The sequence below is a fragment of the Gillisia sp. Hel1_33_143 genome, from assembly GCF_900104765.1.
Lineage (GTDB): Bacteria > Bacteroidota > Bacteroidia > Flavobacteriales > Flavobacteriaceae > Gillisia.
This window is the reverse complement of sequence record NZ_LT629737.1, coordinates 3,346,443-3,361,299: the sequence shown is the minus strand read 5'-3', so window position 1 is coordinate 3,361,299 and position 14,857 is coordinate 3,346,443. Positions and strand designations below refer to the sequence as shown.

The 14,857-nt window shown below is 33.7% G+C and carries 15 protein-coding genes; all 15 read left to right on the top strand.

Annotation, left to right across the window (positions count from 1 at the left end):
- The first annotated feature begins 16 nt into the window (after positions 1–16).
- Positions 17–1,456: an alpha-amylase family glycosyl hydrolase gene (locus BLT84_RS15570; RefSeq protein ID WP_091267718.1), complete on the top strand. Its 1,440-nt coding sequence runs from the start codon at positions 17–19 to the stop codon at positions 1,454–1,456.
- Positions 1,457–1,582: 126 nt separating this feature from the next.
- On the top strand, positions 1,583–2,569 hold the full coding sequence (pfkA, locus tag BLT84_RS15565) for a 6-phosphofructokinase (RefSeq protein ID WP_034887978.1): 987 nt from the start codon (positions 1,583–1,585) through the stop codon (positions 2,567–2,569).
- Positions 2,570–2,590: 21 nt separating this feature from the next.
- Positions 2,591–3,589: a type I glyceraldehyde-3-phosphate dehydrogenase gene (gene gap, locus BLT84_RS15560; protein WP_091267715.1), complete on the top strand. Its 999-nt coding sequence runs from the start codon at positions 2,591–2,593 to the stop codon at positions 3,587–3,589.
- A 93-nt stretch (positions 3,590–3,682) separates the two neighbouring features.
- Positions 3,683–4,540, top strand: a complete 858-nt coding sequence (locus BLT84_RS15555; RefSeq protein ID WP_034887981.1) for a BadF/BadG/BcrA/BcrD ATPase family protein — start codon at positions 3,683–3,685, stop codon at positions 4,538–4,540.
- A 46-nt stretch (positions 4,541–4,586) separates the two neighbouring features.
- On the top strand, positions 4,587–6,125 hold the full coding sequence (locus tag BLT84_RS15550) for a YifB family Mg chelatase-like AAA ATPase (protein ID WP_091267712.1): 1,539 nt from the start codon (positions 4,587–4,589) through the stop codon (positions 6,123–6,125).
- Positions 6,126–6,208: 83 nt separating this feature from the next.
- Positions 6,209–7,369, top strand: a complete 1,161-nt coding sequence (locus tag BLT84_RS15545; protein WP_091267708.1) for a DUF2891 domain-containing protein — start codon at positions 6,209–6,211, stop codon at positions 7,367–7,369.
- Positions 7,366–8,589, top strand: a complete 1,224-nt coding sequence (locus tag BLT84_RS15540; RefSeq protein ID WP_091267705.1) for an Nramp family divalent metal transporter — start codon at positions 7,366–7,368, stop codon at positions 8,587–8,589. The genes BLT84_RS15545 and BLT84_RS15540 overlap by 4 nt, the downstream gene beginning before the upstream one ends.
- A gap of 10 nt (positions 8,590–8,599) precedes the next feature.
- Positions 8,600–9,340 carry a 5-oxoprolinase subunit PxpA gene (gene pxpA, locus BLT84_RS15535; protein WP_091267702.1) on the top strand — a complete coding sequence of 247 codons (741 nt, stop codon included), beginning with the start codon at positions 8,600–8,602 and terminating at the stop codon, positions 9,338–9,340.
- On the top strand, positions 9,333–10,067 hold the full coding sequence (gene pxpB / locus BLT84_RS15530; RefSeq protein WP_091267699.1) for a 5-oxoprolinase subunit PxpB: 735 nt from the start codon (positions 9,333–9,335) through the stop codon (positions 10,065–10,067). Before pxpA ends, pxpB begins: the two co-directional genes overlap by 8 nt.
- A complete protein-coding gene (locus BLT84_RS15525; RefSeq protein WP_091267696.1) occupies positions 10,060–10,923 on the top strand; it encodes a biotin-dependent carboxyltransferase family protein in 864 nt (287 codons plus the stop codon). The genes pxpB and BLT84_RS15525 overlap by 8 nt, the downstream gene beginning before the upstream one ends.
- Before the next feature lie 273 nt (positions 10,924–11,196).
- Entirely contained in the window at positions 11,197–11,568 is a 372-nt protein-coding gene (locus BLT84_RS15520) for a hypothetical protein (RefSeq protein ID WP_034887993.1), read from the top strand.
- Between the two features lie 10 nt (positions 11,569–11,578).
- Complete coding sequence (locus BLT84_RS15515; protein WP_091267693.1) at positions 11,579–12,322, top strand: hypothetical protein; 744 nt, start codon at positions 11,579–11,581, stop codon at positions 12,320–12,322.
- A 52-nt stretch (positions 12,323–12,374) separates the two neighbouring features.
- Positions 12,375–13,085 carry a hypothetical protein gene (locus BLT84_RS16185; protein ID WP_091267689.1) on the top strand — a complete coding sequence of 237 codons (711 nt, stop codon included), beginning with the start codon at positions 12,375–12,377 and terminating at the stop codon, positions 13,083–13,085.
- Positions 13,086–13,425: 340 nt separating this feature from the next.
- Complete coding sequence (locus tag BLT84_RS15505) at positions 13,426–14,214, top strand: sensor histidine kinase (protein ID WP_034888001.1); 789 nt, start codon at positions 13,426–13,428, stop codon at positions 14,212–14,214.
- A complete protein-coding gene (locus BLT84_RS15500; protein ID WP_317039990.1) occupies positions 14,201–14,839 on the top strand; it encodes a response regulator transcription factor in 639 nt (212 codons plus the stop codon). The genes BLT84_RS15505 and BLT84_RS15500 overlap by 14 nt, the downstream gene beginning before the upstream one ends.
- The last annotated feature ends 18 nt before the right edge of the window (positions 14,840–14,857 follow it).

Here is a 14,857-nt window from a genome sequence, read left to right as displayed (position 1 = left end):
TTTATAAAAGTTAACTATGAAAAGAATAGCATTAGCGCTGGCAACAGTAGCATTTATGGCTTCTTGCAAGAATGACAAGCAAGAAGAAACTGTAACTCAGGAAAATGAGCAGGAAACATTAGCTCCTGTAGCAGATTCAGATCTTGAAAGTTCTGTAATTTATGAGGCAAACATTCGTCAGTATTCAAAAGAAGGATCTTTTAAAGCATTTACGAAAGACATTCCGCAGTTAAAAGAATTGGGAGTTAAAGTGATCTGGTTAATGCCAATTTATCCTGTTTCGGTAAAAAATAGAAAAGCAACCGGAGGAGGGTTTGTGAGTGATATTAAAGATGAAAAAGAGCGTGAGAAATATTTAGGAAGTTATTATGCAGTAACAGATTATACTGCTGTAAACCCTGAATTTGGTACTGAAGAAGATTTTCAAGATTTGGTAGATACCGCTCATGAAAATGGCATGTACGTGATCTTAGATTGGGTAGCAAATCACACAGGATGGGATAGTAAATGGATTACAGAGCATCCAGAATATTATACTCAGAATGACAAAGGTGAGATCATAGATCCTATTAATCCTGAAACTGGAGAATCTTGGGGGTGGACAGATACTGCAGATCTTAATTATGACAATAAAGATCTTTGGACTGCAATGACCAATAGTTTAACATATTGGGTAGATAAACATCAAGTAGATGGTTTTAGAGCTGATGTTGCGGGTGAAGTTCCAACAGAATTTTGGGAACAAGCTGTAGATAAGATTAAAGCTATTCGTCCGGTATTTATGTTGGCAGAGTCTGAAGATAAAGATCTTTTTCACAAAGCTTTTGATATGGGGTACAACTGGGAAGGTCATCATATTATGAATGATATTGCTCAAGGAAAAGCTACGGTTGAAAAGTGGGATGCTTACATGAAAAAGATAGACACTACCTTTCAAAAAGATGATATCTTAATGAATTTTGTAACCAACCACGATGAGAATAGCTGGAGTGGAACTGTTAAGGAAAGAATGGGAGATGCTTCTGAAACTATGTTGGCGCTTACCTATACAATTCCCGGAATGCCTTTAATTTATAGCGGACAAGAATATGGTCTTGACCATAGATTAAAATTCTTCGAAAAAGACAGTATTCCAAAAACTAAAGGTCAAGTTTGGGATTTAATGGCGAAATTAGGAAAACTTAAAAATGATGATGCAGCTTTAGCCGGTGGTAAAAAGGCATCAGCATATAAAAGGTTAACCACAAGTAATGATAAAAATGTATTGGCTTTTGAAAGAGCAAATGGAGATGAAAAAGTGATCTACATTGCGAATATGACCAAAGCTCCTGCAGAGTTTACTTTAGATCTTAAAGGAGATTTTCATGACTATATTAAAGGTCAATCTGTTGAACTTAAGGCTGATCAAAAGATGAATTTTAAGCCATGGGAATTTATCATATTAACAAATAGATAGGTTTTTTTCCTAATATATTATTAATGAGCCTCAGAAATGAGGCTTTTTTTATGAGTTATCAACCGAAAACGATTGAGTGCTGACTGAAATTAGGTTTTAAGGCTCAAATCGAATATTTTTACATTAATGCAAGAAAAAATCAAGAAAATAGGAGTGTTAACATCTGGTGGTGATGCTCCCGGAATGAACGCCGCAATTAGAGCGGTAGTAAGAAGTTGTGCTTTTAATAATATTGAATGTGCTGGGATCTATAGAGGATATCAAGGTCTTATAGAAAATGATATTGAAGAATTAAATGCTAGATCGGTACGTAATGTTATAAGCAGAGGAGGAACTTTTCTGAAATCGGCAAGATCTAAAGAATTTCAAACCAAAGAAGGAAGACAGAAAGCCTATAATAACCTTAAAAATGCTAACATAGATGCATTAGTAGTTATTGGTGGGGATGGAACCTTTACCGGTGGGCTTTTGTTTGATACAGAATTTGATTTCCCGGTTATCGGGATTCCAGGTACCATAGATAACGATATAAGCGGAACAGATTTCACTATAGGATATGACACTGCTTTAAATACAGTAGTAGAAGCTATAGATAAAATTAGAGATACCGCAAGTTCTCATAACCGACTTTTCTTAGTGGAGGTTATGGGGCGTGATGCTGGAGATATTGCACTTAACAGTGGAATTGGGGCCGGGGCAGAAGAGATCTTGATACCTGAAGAAAATACAGGGGTAGATAGACTTATAGAATCTTTAAGAAAAAGTAAGAAAACTGGAAAAACATCCAGTATCATAGTAGTTGCTGAAGGCGATAAAAGTGGAAAGAACATTTTTGAGCTGGCAGAATTTATAGAACAAAACCTGGATGAATATGAGGTAAGAGTTTCTGTGCTCGGACATATTCAAAGAGGGGGTTCTCCAAGCTGTTATGATAGAGTATTAGCAAGCAAATTAGGAGTTGGAGCAGTAGATGCTTTGTTAAGAGGGGAGAGAACCATTATGGTTGGAATTCATCATCAGCAAGTGGTTTCCGTTCCATTAAAAGTTGCTATTCAGGGAGAACCTAAATATGATAAGAATTTGAGAAGGGTGGCAGACATCACTTCTATTTAAAAAAAATTAAATTTAGAAAAAATGAGTGTAAAAGTTGGAATTAACGGTTTTGGCCGTATTGGAAGAATAGCCTTTAGAAATGCTATTTCAAGTGGAAAAGTTGAAGTTGTTGCTATTAACGACCTTTTAGATGTAGACCACCTTGCATATTTATTAAAATACGATTCAGTTCACGGTCAGTTTGATGGAGAAGTTGAAGTAAAAGATGGACATTTAGTTGTAAATGGTAAAACAGTAAGAATTACTGCAGAACGTAATCCAGAAGATCTTAAGTGGGATGAAGTTGGAGCAGAGATTGTTTTAGATTGTACAGGTATTTTTACTACTATGGATTCTGCCGGGGCTCACCTTAAGGCTGGAGCTAAAAAAGTGGTAATTTCTGCACCGTCTAAAGATGTTCCTATGTTTGTAATGGGAGTTAATCATAAAGATGTTAAAGCTGAAGATACCATCGTTTCTAACGCTTCTTGTACTACTAACTGTTTGGCGCCACTAGCTAAAGTGATTGATGACGAATTCGGAATGGTAGAAGGTCTTATGACAACTGTGCATGCTGCAACTGCATCTCAGTCTACTGTAGATGGTCCAGATAAGAAAAATTACAGATTAGGAAGAAGTGCTTTAAACAACATTATTCCTACTTCAACAGGAGCTGCAGTAGCAGTAACTAAAGTGATACCTTCTCTTAAAGGAAAACTTACAGGAATGGCTTTTAGAGTTCCAACTGCAGATGTTTCTGTGGTAGATCTTACAGTAAGAACAGAAAAAGCTGCAACTTACGAGCAAGTAAAAGCAGCCTTCAAAAAAGCTTCAGAAGGAGCTTATAAAGGGGTGATTTCTTATACTGAAGAGATGGTAGTTTCACAAGATTACGTATCAAATACAAATACTTGTAATTTTGATGCTGATGCAGGAATTGCATTAAACGATAATTTCTTTAAATTAGTGGCTTGGTACGATAACGAATATGGTTATTCTGCTAAACTTGTTGAACTTGCAGCACACGTTGCTTCAATTTAATAAAGCACACTAAAATAATTCTGAAGGCTGTTTTAAAAGCAAAATTTAAACCTGCGTTTAAAACAGCCTTTTTTACTATATAAAGAAATAATAATGATATTAATTGCCGACGGTGGTTCCACCAAATGTGACTGGATCCTTCTTGATATGGAGGGAGAAGTAGTTTTTAAGACTCGTACTAAAGGACTAAATCCAGCGGTATTTCCAAAAAGACAACTCGAAGAGCGTTTAGCAGAAAATGAGGATCTTAGAGGAGTTATTGACACTGTAGAAAAAGTTCATTTTTTTGGTGCCGGATGTGGAACAGAAACTCCAAGGAAATTATTAGAAGATATTATTGCTTCTTATTTTACCCATGCAGATGATGTTATGGTAAAAGAAGATATGGTAGCTGCGGTATATGCTGCAACCACAGAGCCTGGAATAGTTTGTATTTTAGGAACCGGTTCTAATAGTTGTTATTTTGATGGTGAGAACATTGAAATGACAGTGCAATCTTTAGGCTATATGCTTATGGATGAAGCTAGTGGTAATTATTTTGGAAAACGATTAATTCGTGATTATTACTACAAACGTATGCCTCCAGAATTGGCTGTTAAGTTTGAACAGTCTTTTAATCTGGATAGCGACGATATTAAAAGGAATCTTTACAAAGAAGAAAACCCAAATACTTATTTAGCATCTTTCGCTGAATTTATTTTCTCTAATGAGCGTAATGGATATTTCTACAAGCTTGTTCATGAAGGTTTGCAAGAATTTATTCACTCTAGAGTGCTTTGTTTTAAGCAAGCTCAAAATGTGCCAATTCACTTTATTGGTACCATAGCTTACTTTAGTGAAGATATTATTAGAGCTGTAGCACAACCTTATCAATTAGAGATAGGTAATATAATTAGACGCCCAATAGACGCATTACTAGAACATTACCGCAAAAACGTTATTAAAGTTTAGTATTTAGCTAACTTAATTTTGCTACATTTAAGTAAAACCTATTTAAATGTTGGTAAAAGTATATGGGAGTGCTGTTTTTGGGGTAGAAGCTACCACAATAACAGTAGAAGTGAACGTTGCTAATGGTATTGGATATCATTTAGTGGGTTTGCCAGATAATGCCATTAAAGAAAGTAGCTTTAGAATTTCTGCTGCTTTGCAGAATAATTCCTTCAATTTTCCTGGTAAAAAAATAACAGTTAATATGGCTCCGGCAGATCTTCGAAAGGAGGGTTCTGCTTACGACCTTACTTTAGCTATTGGCATTCTTGCTGCCTCCAAGCAAATTAAAGCCGAGAACATTTCAGATTATATCATCATGGGTGAGCTTTCTTTAGATGGAAGCTTACAACCAATTAAGGGCGCTCTTCCAATTGCGATCAAAGCAAAAGCTGAAGGTTTTAAAGGATTTATTCTTCCTCAGCAAAATGTGAAAGAAGCTGCTATTGTTAGTGGAATTAATGTATACGGAATAAGTAATATTACCGAGGTCACTAATTTCTTTGATAAGGATATTCCGTTAGAAGCTACGGTTATTAATACCAGAGAAGAATTTAAAAATGCCCAGGAACATCTAGATCATGACTTTGCTGATGTGAAGGGCCAGGAATCGATAAAGCGCTGTATGGAAATTGCAGCTGCCGGTGGTCATAATGTAATTCTTATTGGTCCACCAGGTGCAGGGAAGACGATGTTAGCAAAAAGACTACCCAGTATTCTTCCTCCTATGACGCTACATGAAGCTTTAGAAACAACTAAAATACACAGCGTAGTGGGCAGAATTAAAGACAATGTAGGTCTTATGTCTCAAAGGCCTTTCAGGAGCCCGCATCACACTATTTCTGATGTAGCTTTGGTTGGTGGTGGTGCATATCCGCAACCGGGGGAAATTTCTCTTTCTCATAACGGGGTTTTATTTTTAGATGAATTACCAGAATTTAAACGAGGTGTTTTAGAAGTGTTACGACAGCCTTTAGAAGATAGAGAAGTTACTATTTCGAGGGCGAAATTCACTGTTACATATCCATCCAGTTTTATGTTGGTAGCTAGTATGAACCCTAGTCCGAGTGGGTTCTTCAATGATCCTTCAGCTCCAATGAATTCTTCTCCGGCAGAAATGCAACGGTATTTGAGCAAAATTAGCGGGCCCTTACTGGATAGGATAGATATCCATATTGAAGTAACTCCCGTTCCTTTTGAGAAATTAAGCGAAGAACGAACAGGAGAGAGTAGTGTAGAGATCAGAAAAAGAGTAACTAGGGCTAGGCAGCTTCAGACACATAGATTTGAAAGTTTTGAGAATGTTCATTATAATGCCCAAATGAGCGTAAAGCAGATTAGAGAATTTTGTATGTTGGAAGATAGTTCAAAGCAATTACTGAAGAATGCTATGGAGAAATTAAATCTATCAGCCAGAGCTTATGATAGGATCTTAAAAGTATCCAGAACAATTGCAGATCTAGAAAATTCAGAAAGCATAAAAGGTGCGCATATTTCTGAAGCTATTCAATACAGAAGTCTAGATAGAGAGGGTTGGTTAGGTTAATTTTTTCTTACTTTTTTAACCTATCCGAATGATTTTAATACATTTGAGAAATTAACAATTAAGTTGACAGAATCCCATCTAAAATGAAAAGAACTTTCCTATCGTTACTGCTTGTTTTATTAATTGGTTGCAAAGGTGAAAATCGTGATGATCCAGAAAACGCTAAAAATGCTGCATCAGATAGTGTATCAGAATCTGTAATATCTATAGACGCTTTGATTGGTTCTGATGCTATAGCACTAAATTTAGAAGAAGCAAACAAATTGGTGGAGTTGCCATTGGCTTGTATCAATACAGAATATCCAAATAAATTAGGGCAAACCCTAGGCAGCGAAGCAGATATTAAAAACCCTAAAATATTGCACCCAGCATTCTATGGCTGTTTTGATTGGCATTCTTCTGTGCATGCGCATTGGTCTTTAGTAAGATTATTAAAAGAATTTCCAAAATTAGATAAAGCTAATGATATTAAAGTAGCCTTGCAGCAATCTCTATCAAAAGAAAATATAGATGCAGAAGTATCTTATTTTAGAGGGGAGCACAATGCAGATTATGAACGTACCTATGGTTGGGCATGGCTTTTAAAATTAGATGAAGAATTGCGTACATGGGATAGCGATCTAGGAGTGGAGCTTTCTAAAAATATGCAACCGCTTACAGGAATAATAGTTGATAGATTTTCAGAATTCCTACCAAAATTAAATTATCCCATAAGAGTTGGAGAGCATACTAATACTGCTTTTGCCTTAAGCTTTGCGCATGACTATGCGGTAACTGCAAACAATGAAAACTTTTTATCTATTATAGAAAAAAGAGCCAAAGATTATTATTTAAAAGATGATAATTGCCCAATGTCTTGGGAACCAAGCGGATTTGATTTTCTATCTCCTTGTTTAGAAGAGGTAGATATTATGCGAAAAGTACTTCCTAAAGCTGCTTTCGACCTTTGGATCCAAGATTTTATGCCAGACCTAAAAAATAAAGATTTCGCTTTAGAACCAGGAGAAGTGTCAGACAGAACTGATGGAAAATTAGTGCATCTGGACGGACTTAACTTTAGCAGAGCTTGGGTGATGTATGGTCTAACCAATCAATATCCTGAAATCTATGGTCATTTAAAGAAAGTTGCAGATCAACACGTGAGTAGTTCTTTTAATAATCTCACAGGAGATAGTTATGAAGGAGGGCATTGGTTAGGAAGTTTTGCTATATACGCATTGCAGGAAGCCAAAGTTAATAAGTGAAAAACTGGCTTAATAATGTAGGACCGGGAGTTTTAGTTTCGGCGGCATTTATAGGTCCCGGTACAGTTACCGTTTGTACTTTAGCCGGCGTTAATTTTCAATATGCCTTACTGTGGGCTTTGCTTTTATCTATAATTGCTTGTATTGTGCTTCAAGAAATGGCTGCAAGGTTGGGAATTATAGCACAAAAAGGTTTGAGTGAATGTATTCGAGATGAAATTAAAACACCTTCTCTAAGAAAACTTGCAATTGTACTTATATTTTCTGCTATTGTAATAGGTAATGCTGCTTATGAAGCAGGGAATATTACCGGAGCGGTACTTGGAATAACTTCTGTAGTAACTCCAAAATATTATGATATTGGTTTCTTTTCTATAAATCTTTGGAGTATTGCTGTAGGCGCAATTGCTTTTGGATTATTATCTCTGGGGAATTATAAAATATTAGAGAGAGTATTTATTTGTTTGGTGCTGGTAATGAGTGTTTCATTTGTTGTAACCGCAATTATTACCAATCCCGATCTAACTAAAATATTTAAAGGTCTTTTTCTTCCGGAATTAGGTGCAGATAAAATTCTAACCGTAATTGCATTGGTGGGGACTACCGTGGTTCCTTATAACCTATTTTTACATGCCTCTTTGGTTGGAGAAAAGTGGAATAAACCCTCGCAATTACCCATTGCAAGAAAAGAATTGATAGTTGCCATTGCATTGGGCGGGTTAGTTTCAATGGCTATTGTTATTACCTCTGCAGTTCCTGGCTTAACTAATGTGAATAGCGCTGCAGATCTTGCGCAAGGTTTAAAACCTTTATTCGGAGATTTTGCAGGATGGTTTATAGGAGTTGGTCTTTTAGCAGCAGGAATTACTTCTTCTATAACTGCACCCTTAGCTGCAGCATATGTGGTTAAAGGTTGTCTAGGGTGGCAAGGTGGTTTAAAAACATTTAAATTTAAACTTGTATGGGCTAGCATCATTCTTTTAGGTGTGACCTTTTCTTCTCTTAAATTAAATCCTATAGAAATCATCCGTTTTGCTCAAATTGCAAATGGCTTATTATTGCCTATAATAGCTATTTTCTTATTTTGGATAGTAAATAGATCTTCAGTACTTGGTAGGTATAAAAATAGTATAGTTCAAAATATTTTGGGGATGATAATTATTATCATCGCTATTTTTTTGGGAGCAAAATCCATTTATACAGTATTCCAATCTTTATAAAATTTCTATCATGAAAGCTATACATATCAATTGCGATCTAGGAGAAGGTGGCAAATTCGATGCGCAATTAATGTCTCTTATTTCTGCTTGTAATATTGCTTGTGGAGGTCATGCAGGAGATCAAAATTTGATGTTGCAAACCATAAGAATGGCCATGAAAAATCAGGTGGAAATAGGAGCCCATCCTTCTTATCCAGATAAAGAAAATTTTGGTAGAAAGAGTCTTAATATTTCAAATTCAGATCTTAAAAAATCCATTTGCTCACAGGTTTTATCTTTGATGAAAATCGCCAAAAATGAAGGTGCCAAGATCAGTCATTTTAAACCTCACGGAGCGCTATATAATGAAGCTGCAAAAGATGAAAATATCGCTCAAATTGTTGTGGATTCCATCTTAAAATTAGATGAAAGTTTGATCCTTTATGCGCCTCAAAATTCTATTATTGCTGACTTGGCAAAAGCTAAAGTTGAAGTGTTTTTTGAAGCCTTTGTAGATAGAAATTATAATCCAGATTATAGCTTGGTTTCAAGAGAAAAATCGAACGCGCTAATAACTAAAAAAGAAGAGGTTTTCAAACATGTTTTTTCTATGTTTTCAACGTCTAAAATTCGATGTGAGAATGGAGAGGAAATTACCTCTTTTGCAGATACATTTTGCTTGCATAGCGATACTGAAAATTCGGTAAACATCATGAGGTATTTAAAGGAGAAATTTCAAAAAAATGAAATAGAAATACGCAGATATGAATAGTGATTTTCCACGATTTACAAAGATGGGGGAACGCTCAATTCTAATAGAATTTGAGCCTGAAATCTCATATAATGGCTTAGAAAAGCTTTTATTCTTCAAAAATAAATTAGAAAAATATTATTCTAAAGTAAAGGTTGAGGTAATTAACACATATTGCTCGTTATTAATTACTTACATATTCAATATAGATAATATCTATAGTGAGTTTAAGGCCTTAAAAGAGCTCTTGGAAGACACGAATATAACAAAAAACAACAACTACACTATTTTTCATATTCCGGTATGTTATAATGAAAAATATGGTCTTGATCTTCAACTTATATCAACACACAATAAGTTATCTGTTTTAGATATTATAACTTTACATACCGCTCCAATTTATACTGTCTATTTCATTGGTTTTTTACCTGGGTTTCTATATCTGGGAGGGCTAGATAAAAGACTTCAAATTTCTCGTAAAAATGAACCGAGATTAATGGTGGAAAAAGGAGCCGTTGGAATAGGTGAAAAACAGACAGGAATTTATCCAAAATCAAGTCCAGGCGGCTGGCAAATTATTGGTAATTCTCCAGTGCAATTATTTGATAAAAATAGCAATCCTCCTTGTCAAATTTATGCAGGAGATAAAGTGAAATTTTATCAAGTTTCATTAGAGGAACATGATGAAATTATGATTGAAAAAATGAGTGGTAATTTTCAATTAAAATCAGAAGAATTTAATGGCTAAAATTGAAGTTTTAAGTCCCGGTTTATTTTCAACTATTCAAGATCTAGGAAGGCATAATTTTAGAAAATATGGAGTTCCAATTAGTGGCGCTATGGATATGTTTTCTGCTAAAATGGCAAACCTTATTTTACAGAATTCTGAAGATTATGCGGTGTTGGAAATTACGCAAATGGGGCCAAAATTAAAGTTTCATTCTGCCGCGAAAATTGGAATTACCGGCGCCAATCTTTCCCCTAAAATCAACGACGAAGAAATACAAAATGATCAGGTATATTTTCTGGAAGAAGGAGATGAACTTTCTTTTGGTAAAAGAGTAAATGGCTGTAGAACTTATCTATCTATTTCCGGAGGATTTAAGACGGAAACTATTCTTGAAAGCAAAAGTTGGTATGAGGGAATTTCTGAAAATATCAAATTAGAAAAAGGAATGATCCTTTATTTTCAAGATTTCGAACAAAAGGATGCAGCAACAAATGCTTCGGTTAAAGTAAATAGTAAACATGTATTTGAAACAAAAATTGAATTAGAGGAAGGACCGGAATTTTATAAACTATCCACTTCAACTAAGGAAGAAATTAAAAATAGATTTTTTACGATCGATAAGAATAACAGTAGAATGGCTATCCAGCTTACAGAAAAACTTAAAAATGAATTATTGCCAATTATTACTTCTCCGGTAGTTCCGGGTACGGTGCAATTAACTCCTTCCGGAAATTTAATCGTTTTGATGAGAGATTGCCAAACAACGGGCGGTTATCCAAGAATATTACAGTTAACAGAAAATGGAATAAATACAATGTCTCAGAAGATTATGGGAGATCAAGTAATGTTCAGTTTTAAAGATTTTGGAAATTAGATATTTTTAAAATGGAAAGTAAGAATATAAAAAAGTGCCTTTTCAATATTAATATTAAAAGCCCTACCTAATAATATTAAGACCTTACGGCACTTTTTAATCCTGATCATTCTAGAAGACTAAAATGATATTTCAAAAGTAATAGCAACTTTGGAGTTTGGAAAGGGTGTTTTTCCCCTTTTATCATTTTATATTCTATATACTTAAATAATTTTCTAATTTTAACAAAATATTTAAATTTTAAGATTATTAATTTTTAGAATCATTAATGATATGAGTAGAAAAATTACTGTGGCAAAGGCTAAAAAGTTGCAAAAAAAATGGTGGGAAACTAGATCTCTGGTTACCACTGGGGGTACTACACATGAAGATACATGTCAATTTTATTTTACTGTAGAAGAATTGCAAGCTTATTTAGATGATGTTAAAAAGAAATCTGAAATGCAAGGTGTAGATACACCAGGTATAAATGTATGGTTTGGTGCTTACGAGGCAACAGATACAGAACCAAGTTTAGCTACGGTATTCTTCTCACCAACAAAGAGAGTGAAAATTGATGATTCTATAGAATTTGAAGATGTAGATAACGAAGAAATAGATCCATTAAATAACGGTACTGGAAAGTGGCCTCCAACTATGTACTAATATTCATTAAATGGATACTTTAGATTACTATTTAAAATATAATATATATATAACCCATATTTTTGAATTATTAGCTGCTCTTGCGGGCAGTTATTATATTACTAAAAGCAAAAATACAGCATTCAGATTCAAGTTTTTTGCTTGGTATTTATGGTTTGTGCTAATTGCAGATATTGTTGGATTATATGCAGTTTGGAATTATTTTGATAATTACCAAACCTTTCCATGGTTACAAGATTCTCCCTTTGCTCGCAATGAATGGTATTTTAACTGTTTAATTGTTATTTCTTATTTAGTTCAAAGTTTAATGTTTATTGATTCTTTAATTGCTTCAAAGATGAAAAGTGTATTAAAGGCTGCAACATTATTTTATTTGATATTTGGAGTAATAGAAATCTTATTTATCGGAGATGTTTTTAAGGAATATATTATCATAAATATTTTTCTGGGAACACTGCTGCTTTTGAGTAGTATAGCGGTGTATTTCCAACAGCTGTTAAAAAGCGATAAAATTCTTTATTTTTCTAAAGATCTATTGTTTTATATAGCTATTGGAGTAGTTATTTGGAATCTTTGTGTTACTCCAATTTATATTTATGATGATTATTTTAATACGGAGAATGAGGAGTTTATATTATTATACGCAGCAATCTTGAGATACTGCAACATATTTATGTATTCTGCTTTTGCAGTTGGATTTGTGGTGTGTGTTACCCCTTTTAAAAAGATTGGTATATGGAAGAAACCTGAGTAACCTAAGTCTAGGTGCAAAATTAAACATAGAATAACTTATTAAGTCTTATGAAGTGCTAGAATATATATTAGAAAATAAATTATATTCTGGGGCGATATTAGAGCTAATGGCTGCTATTTGTGGTAGTTATTATCTTTATAAAATCAGAACTGCTCCACAAAAAAATAGAATTTTTGTCTGGTTTTTATGGTTTGTTTTTTTCTTAGACACTGCTGGGTTTTATACTATTTGGAATTATTTTGATAATTATAAAACCTTTCCCTGGTTAAGAAATTCTGTACTTGTAAGAAATGAATGGTTGTATAATCTTTTAAAACCAATTACGTATCTAGTGTATTGTTCGGTATTTGTTAGTTCTTTCAAAACTTTTTTGCTCAGAAAGTGGTTTAGGCTTGCAATGTTTTTGTATGCTATAATTGCTTTAGCTGTAATTCTGTTTTCAGGAAATTTATTTGTAGAATATCTTATTCCTAATATATTGTTGGGTAATTTATTGCTTTTGGCATGTGTGGGCACTTATTTTTTGAAGCTGCTTAACAACGATGATATTCTATATTTTACTAAAGATTTGCTTTTTTATATTGCCATTGGCACCGTAGTTTGGAACTTATGTGTAACACCTATTTACATTTATAACACATACTTTAGTTGGGAAAATAAAGAGTTTCTCTTGTTCTACAGTTCTGTTTTGAGGTTTTGCAATATTTTTATGTATTGCACTTTCTCCCTTGGCTTTTTAATATGTGCGCGATCTGGAAAGTGAAATCTTTGTCCCATTAGAAAGAGTTCTAATGGGTATCAATAAAAAAGTGCTGTTCCAGTAATTCCAATATTAACAGCCCTACCTATTAATATCTACACCTTCACAGCACTTTTTTGCCCCAAAACATTTTAGCTAACTAAAATGAATAAGTAAATGTATTTGAAACCTACAGCTAAATCAAGGGTATTTTTCCCCTAAATGATGAGACAATATCTAATTTATGTAATATTTGTAAGAAAAGCACTACAGTATTAACTAAGTAGAGGAAATGAAACATAGTTATATTAACTCGTATCAGGTTTTTAGTTAAATTTATGCTCAGATTGATAGTTTCACCCTAATGTTAGCTAAAGAAGAGTTCTTATTAATAATCTATTTTGTTGTAGTAATTTTATTACTTACCACATTTACTATTGTATTCTTTATCACTTATCAGAAGAGAAAGAATAAGCTATTGTTAGAAAAATATGAAGCTGAAAAAAGATTTGAAGATGAGATCGTCAAGTCTAAATTGGAAATTCAGGAGCAAACATTAAAAAATGTAGGTTGGGAATTACACGATAATATTGGCCAATTACTTTCGGTAGCGAGTATGCAGCTAAATATACTTTCTAAAAGTATAGATAATAAATCTACCATGGCCGTATCAGATATTAAAGAGGTGGTAGCCAGTTCTCTTCAGGAAGTTAGATCATTATCTAAATCTTTAAATTCTGAAGTGATTCAATTTAGTGGATTGGAAGAGTCTGTAAAAAATGAATTGTCCAGATTTGAGAGATTACAGGTAATAGAACCAGTTTTTAGATTGCAGGGGGATGGATTTGATTTAGATCAAAAAGACACCATTATATTATATAGAATCCTTCAGGAATTATTTTCAAATGTTATTAAACATTCCAAAGCATCTAAATTAGAAGTCACTTTTGATTATAGTAGAGAATCGTTAAAGATTATTGTAAAAGATAACGGAGTAGGTTTTAATATGAATAAGATCAATCGAGGTTCTGGAATGTTTAATTTGGAGAGTAGAGCCAAACTAATAAATTCAGATCTAGATATAGAATCTTCTATAAATAATGGAACCATAGTTACCTTAATATATCCCACAGAGATCCATGAATTTGAATAAAAAGGTTATAATAGTAGATGATCATGTTCTCTTTGCACAATCTTTAAAAGGTCTTGTGAATTCTTATCAGAATTATGAAGTGGTAGAAGTGTTTAAAAATGGCAGCGAGTTGGTTGCTTATTTTGAAGCTAATAAGAAAAGACCAGATCTGGTTCTATTAGATATTAAAATGCCAGTTCTCTCTGGCTTGGAAACCATGCATTGGTTACATCAACATCATCCAGATCAAAAAGTTTTGACCTTAACTATGGAAGATGATGAGTATACGATACTTTCAATGGTAAACTATGGGTGTAGAGGGTACCTTTTAAAAGATATAGATCCGGAAGAATTTCTTTATGCCTTAGAAACCGTGTTGGAAAGTGGTTATTATTTTACAGGAGAACCGGAAAGGATTAGACTCCATCAAGCTACCCCGAATGCTATAAAAGATATTACAGCTAGAGAATTAGATTTTATAAAATTAGCCTGTACAGAAATGACCTATAAGCAGGTGGCAGAACAGATGAATTTAAGTCCGAAGACCATAGATGGTTATAGAGAATCATTATTCCATAAACTCTCGTTAAAAAGTAGGGTAGGTCTAGTTCTATATGCCTTTAAACATCAATTGGTAAAAGTTTAAAGCATTCAATACCTTGAA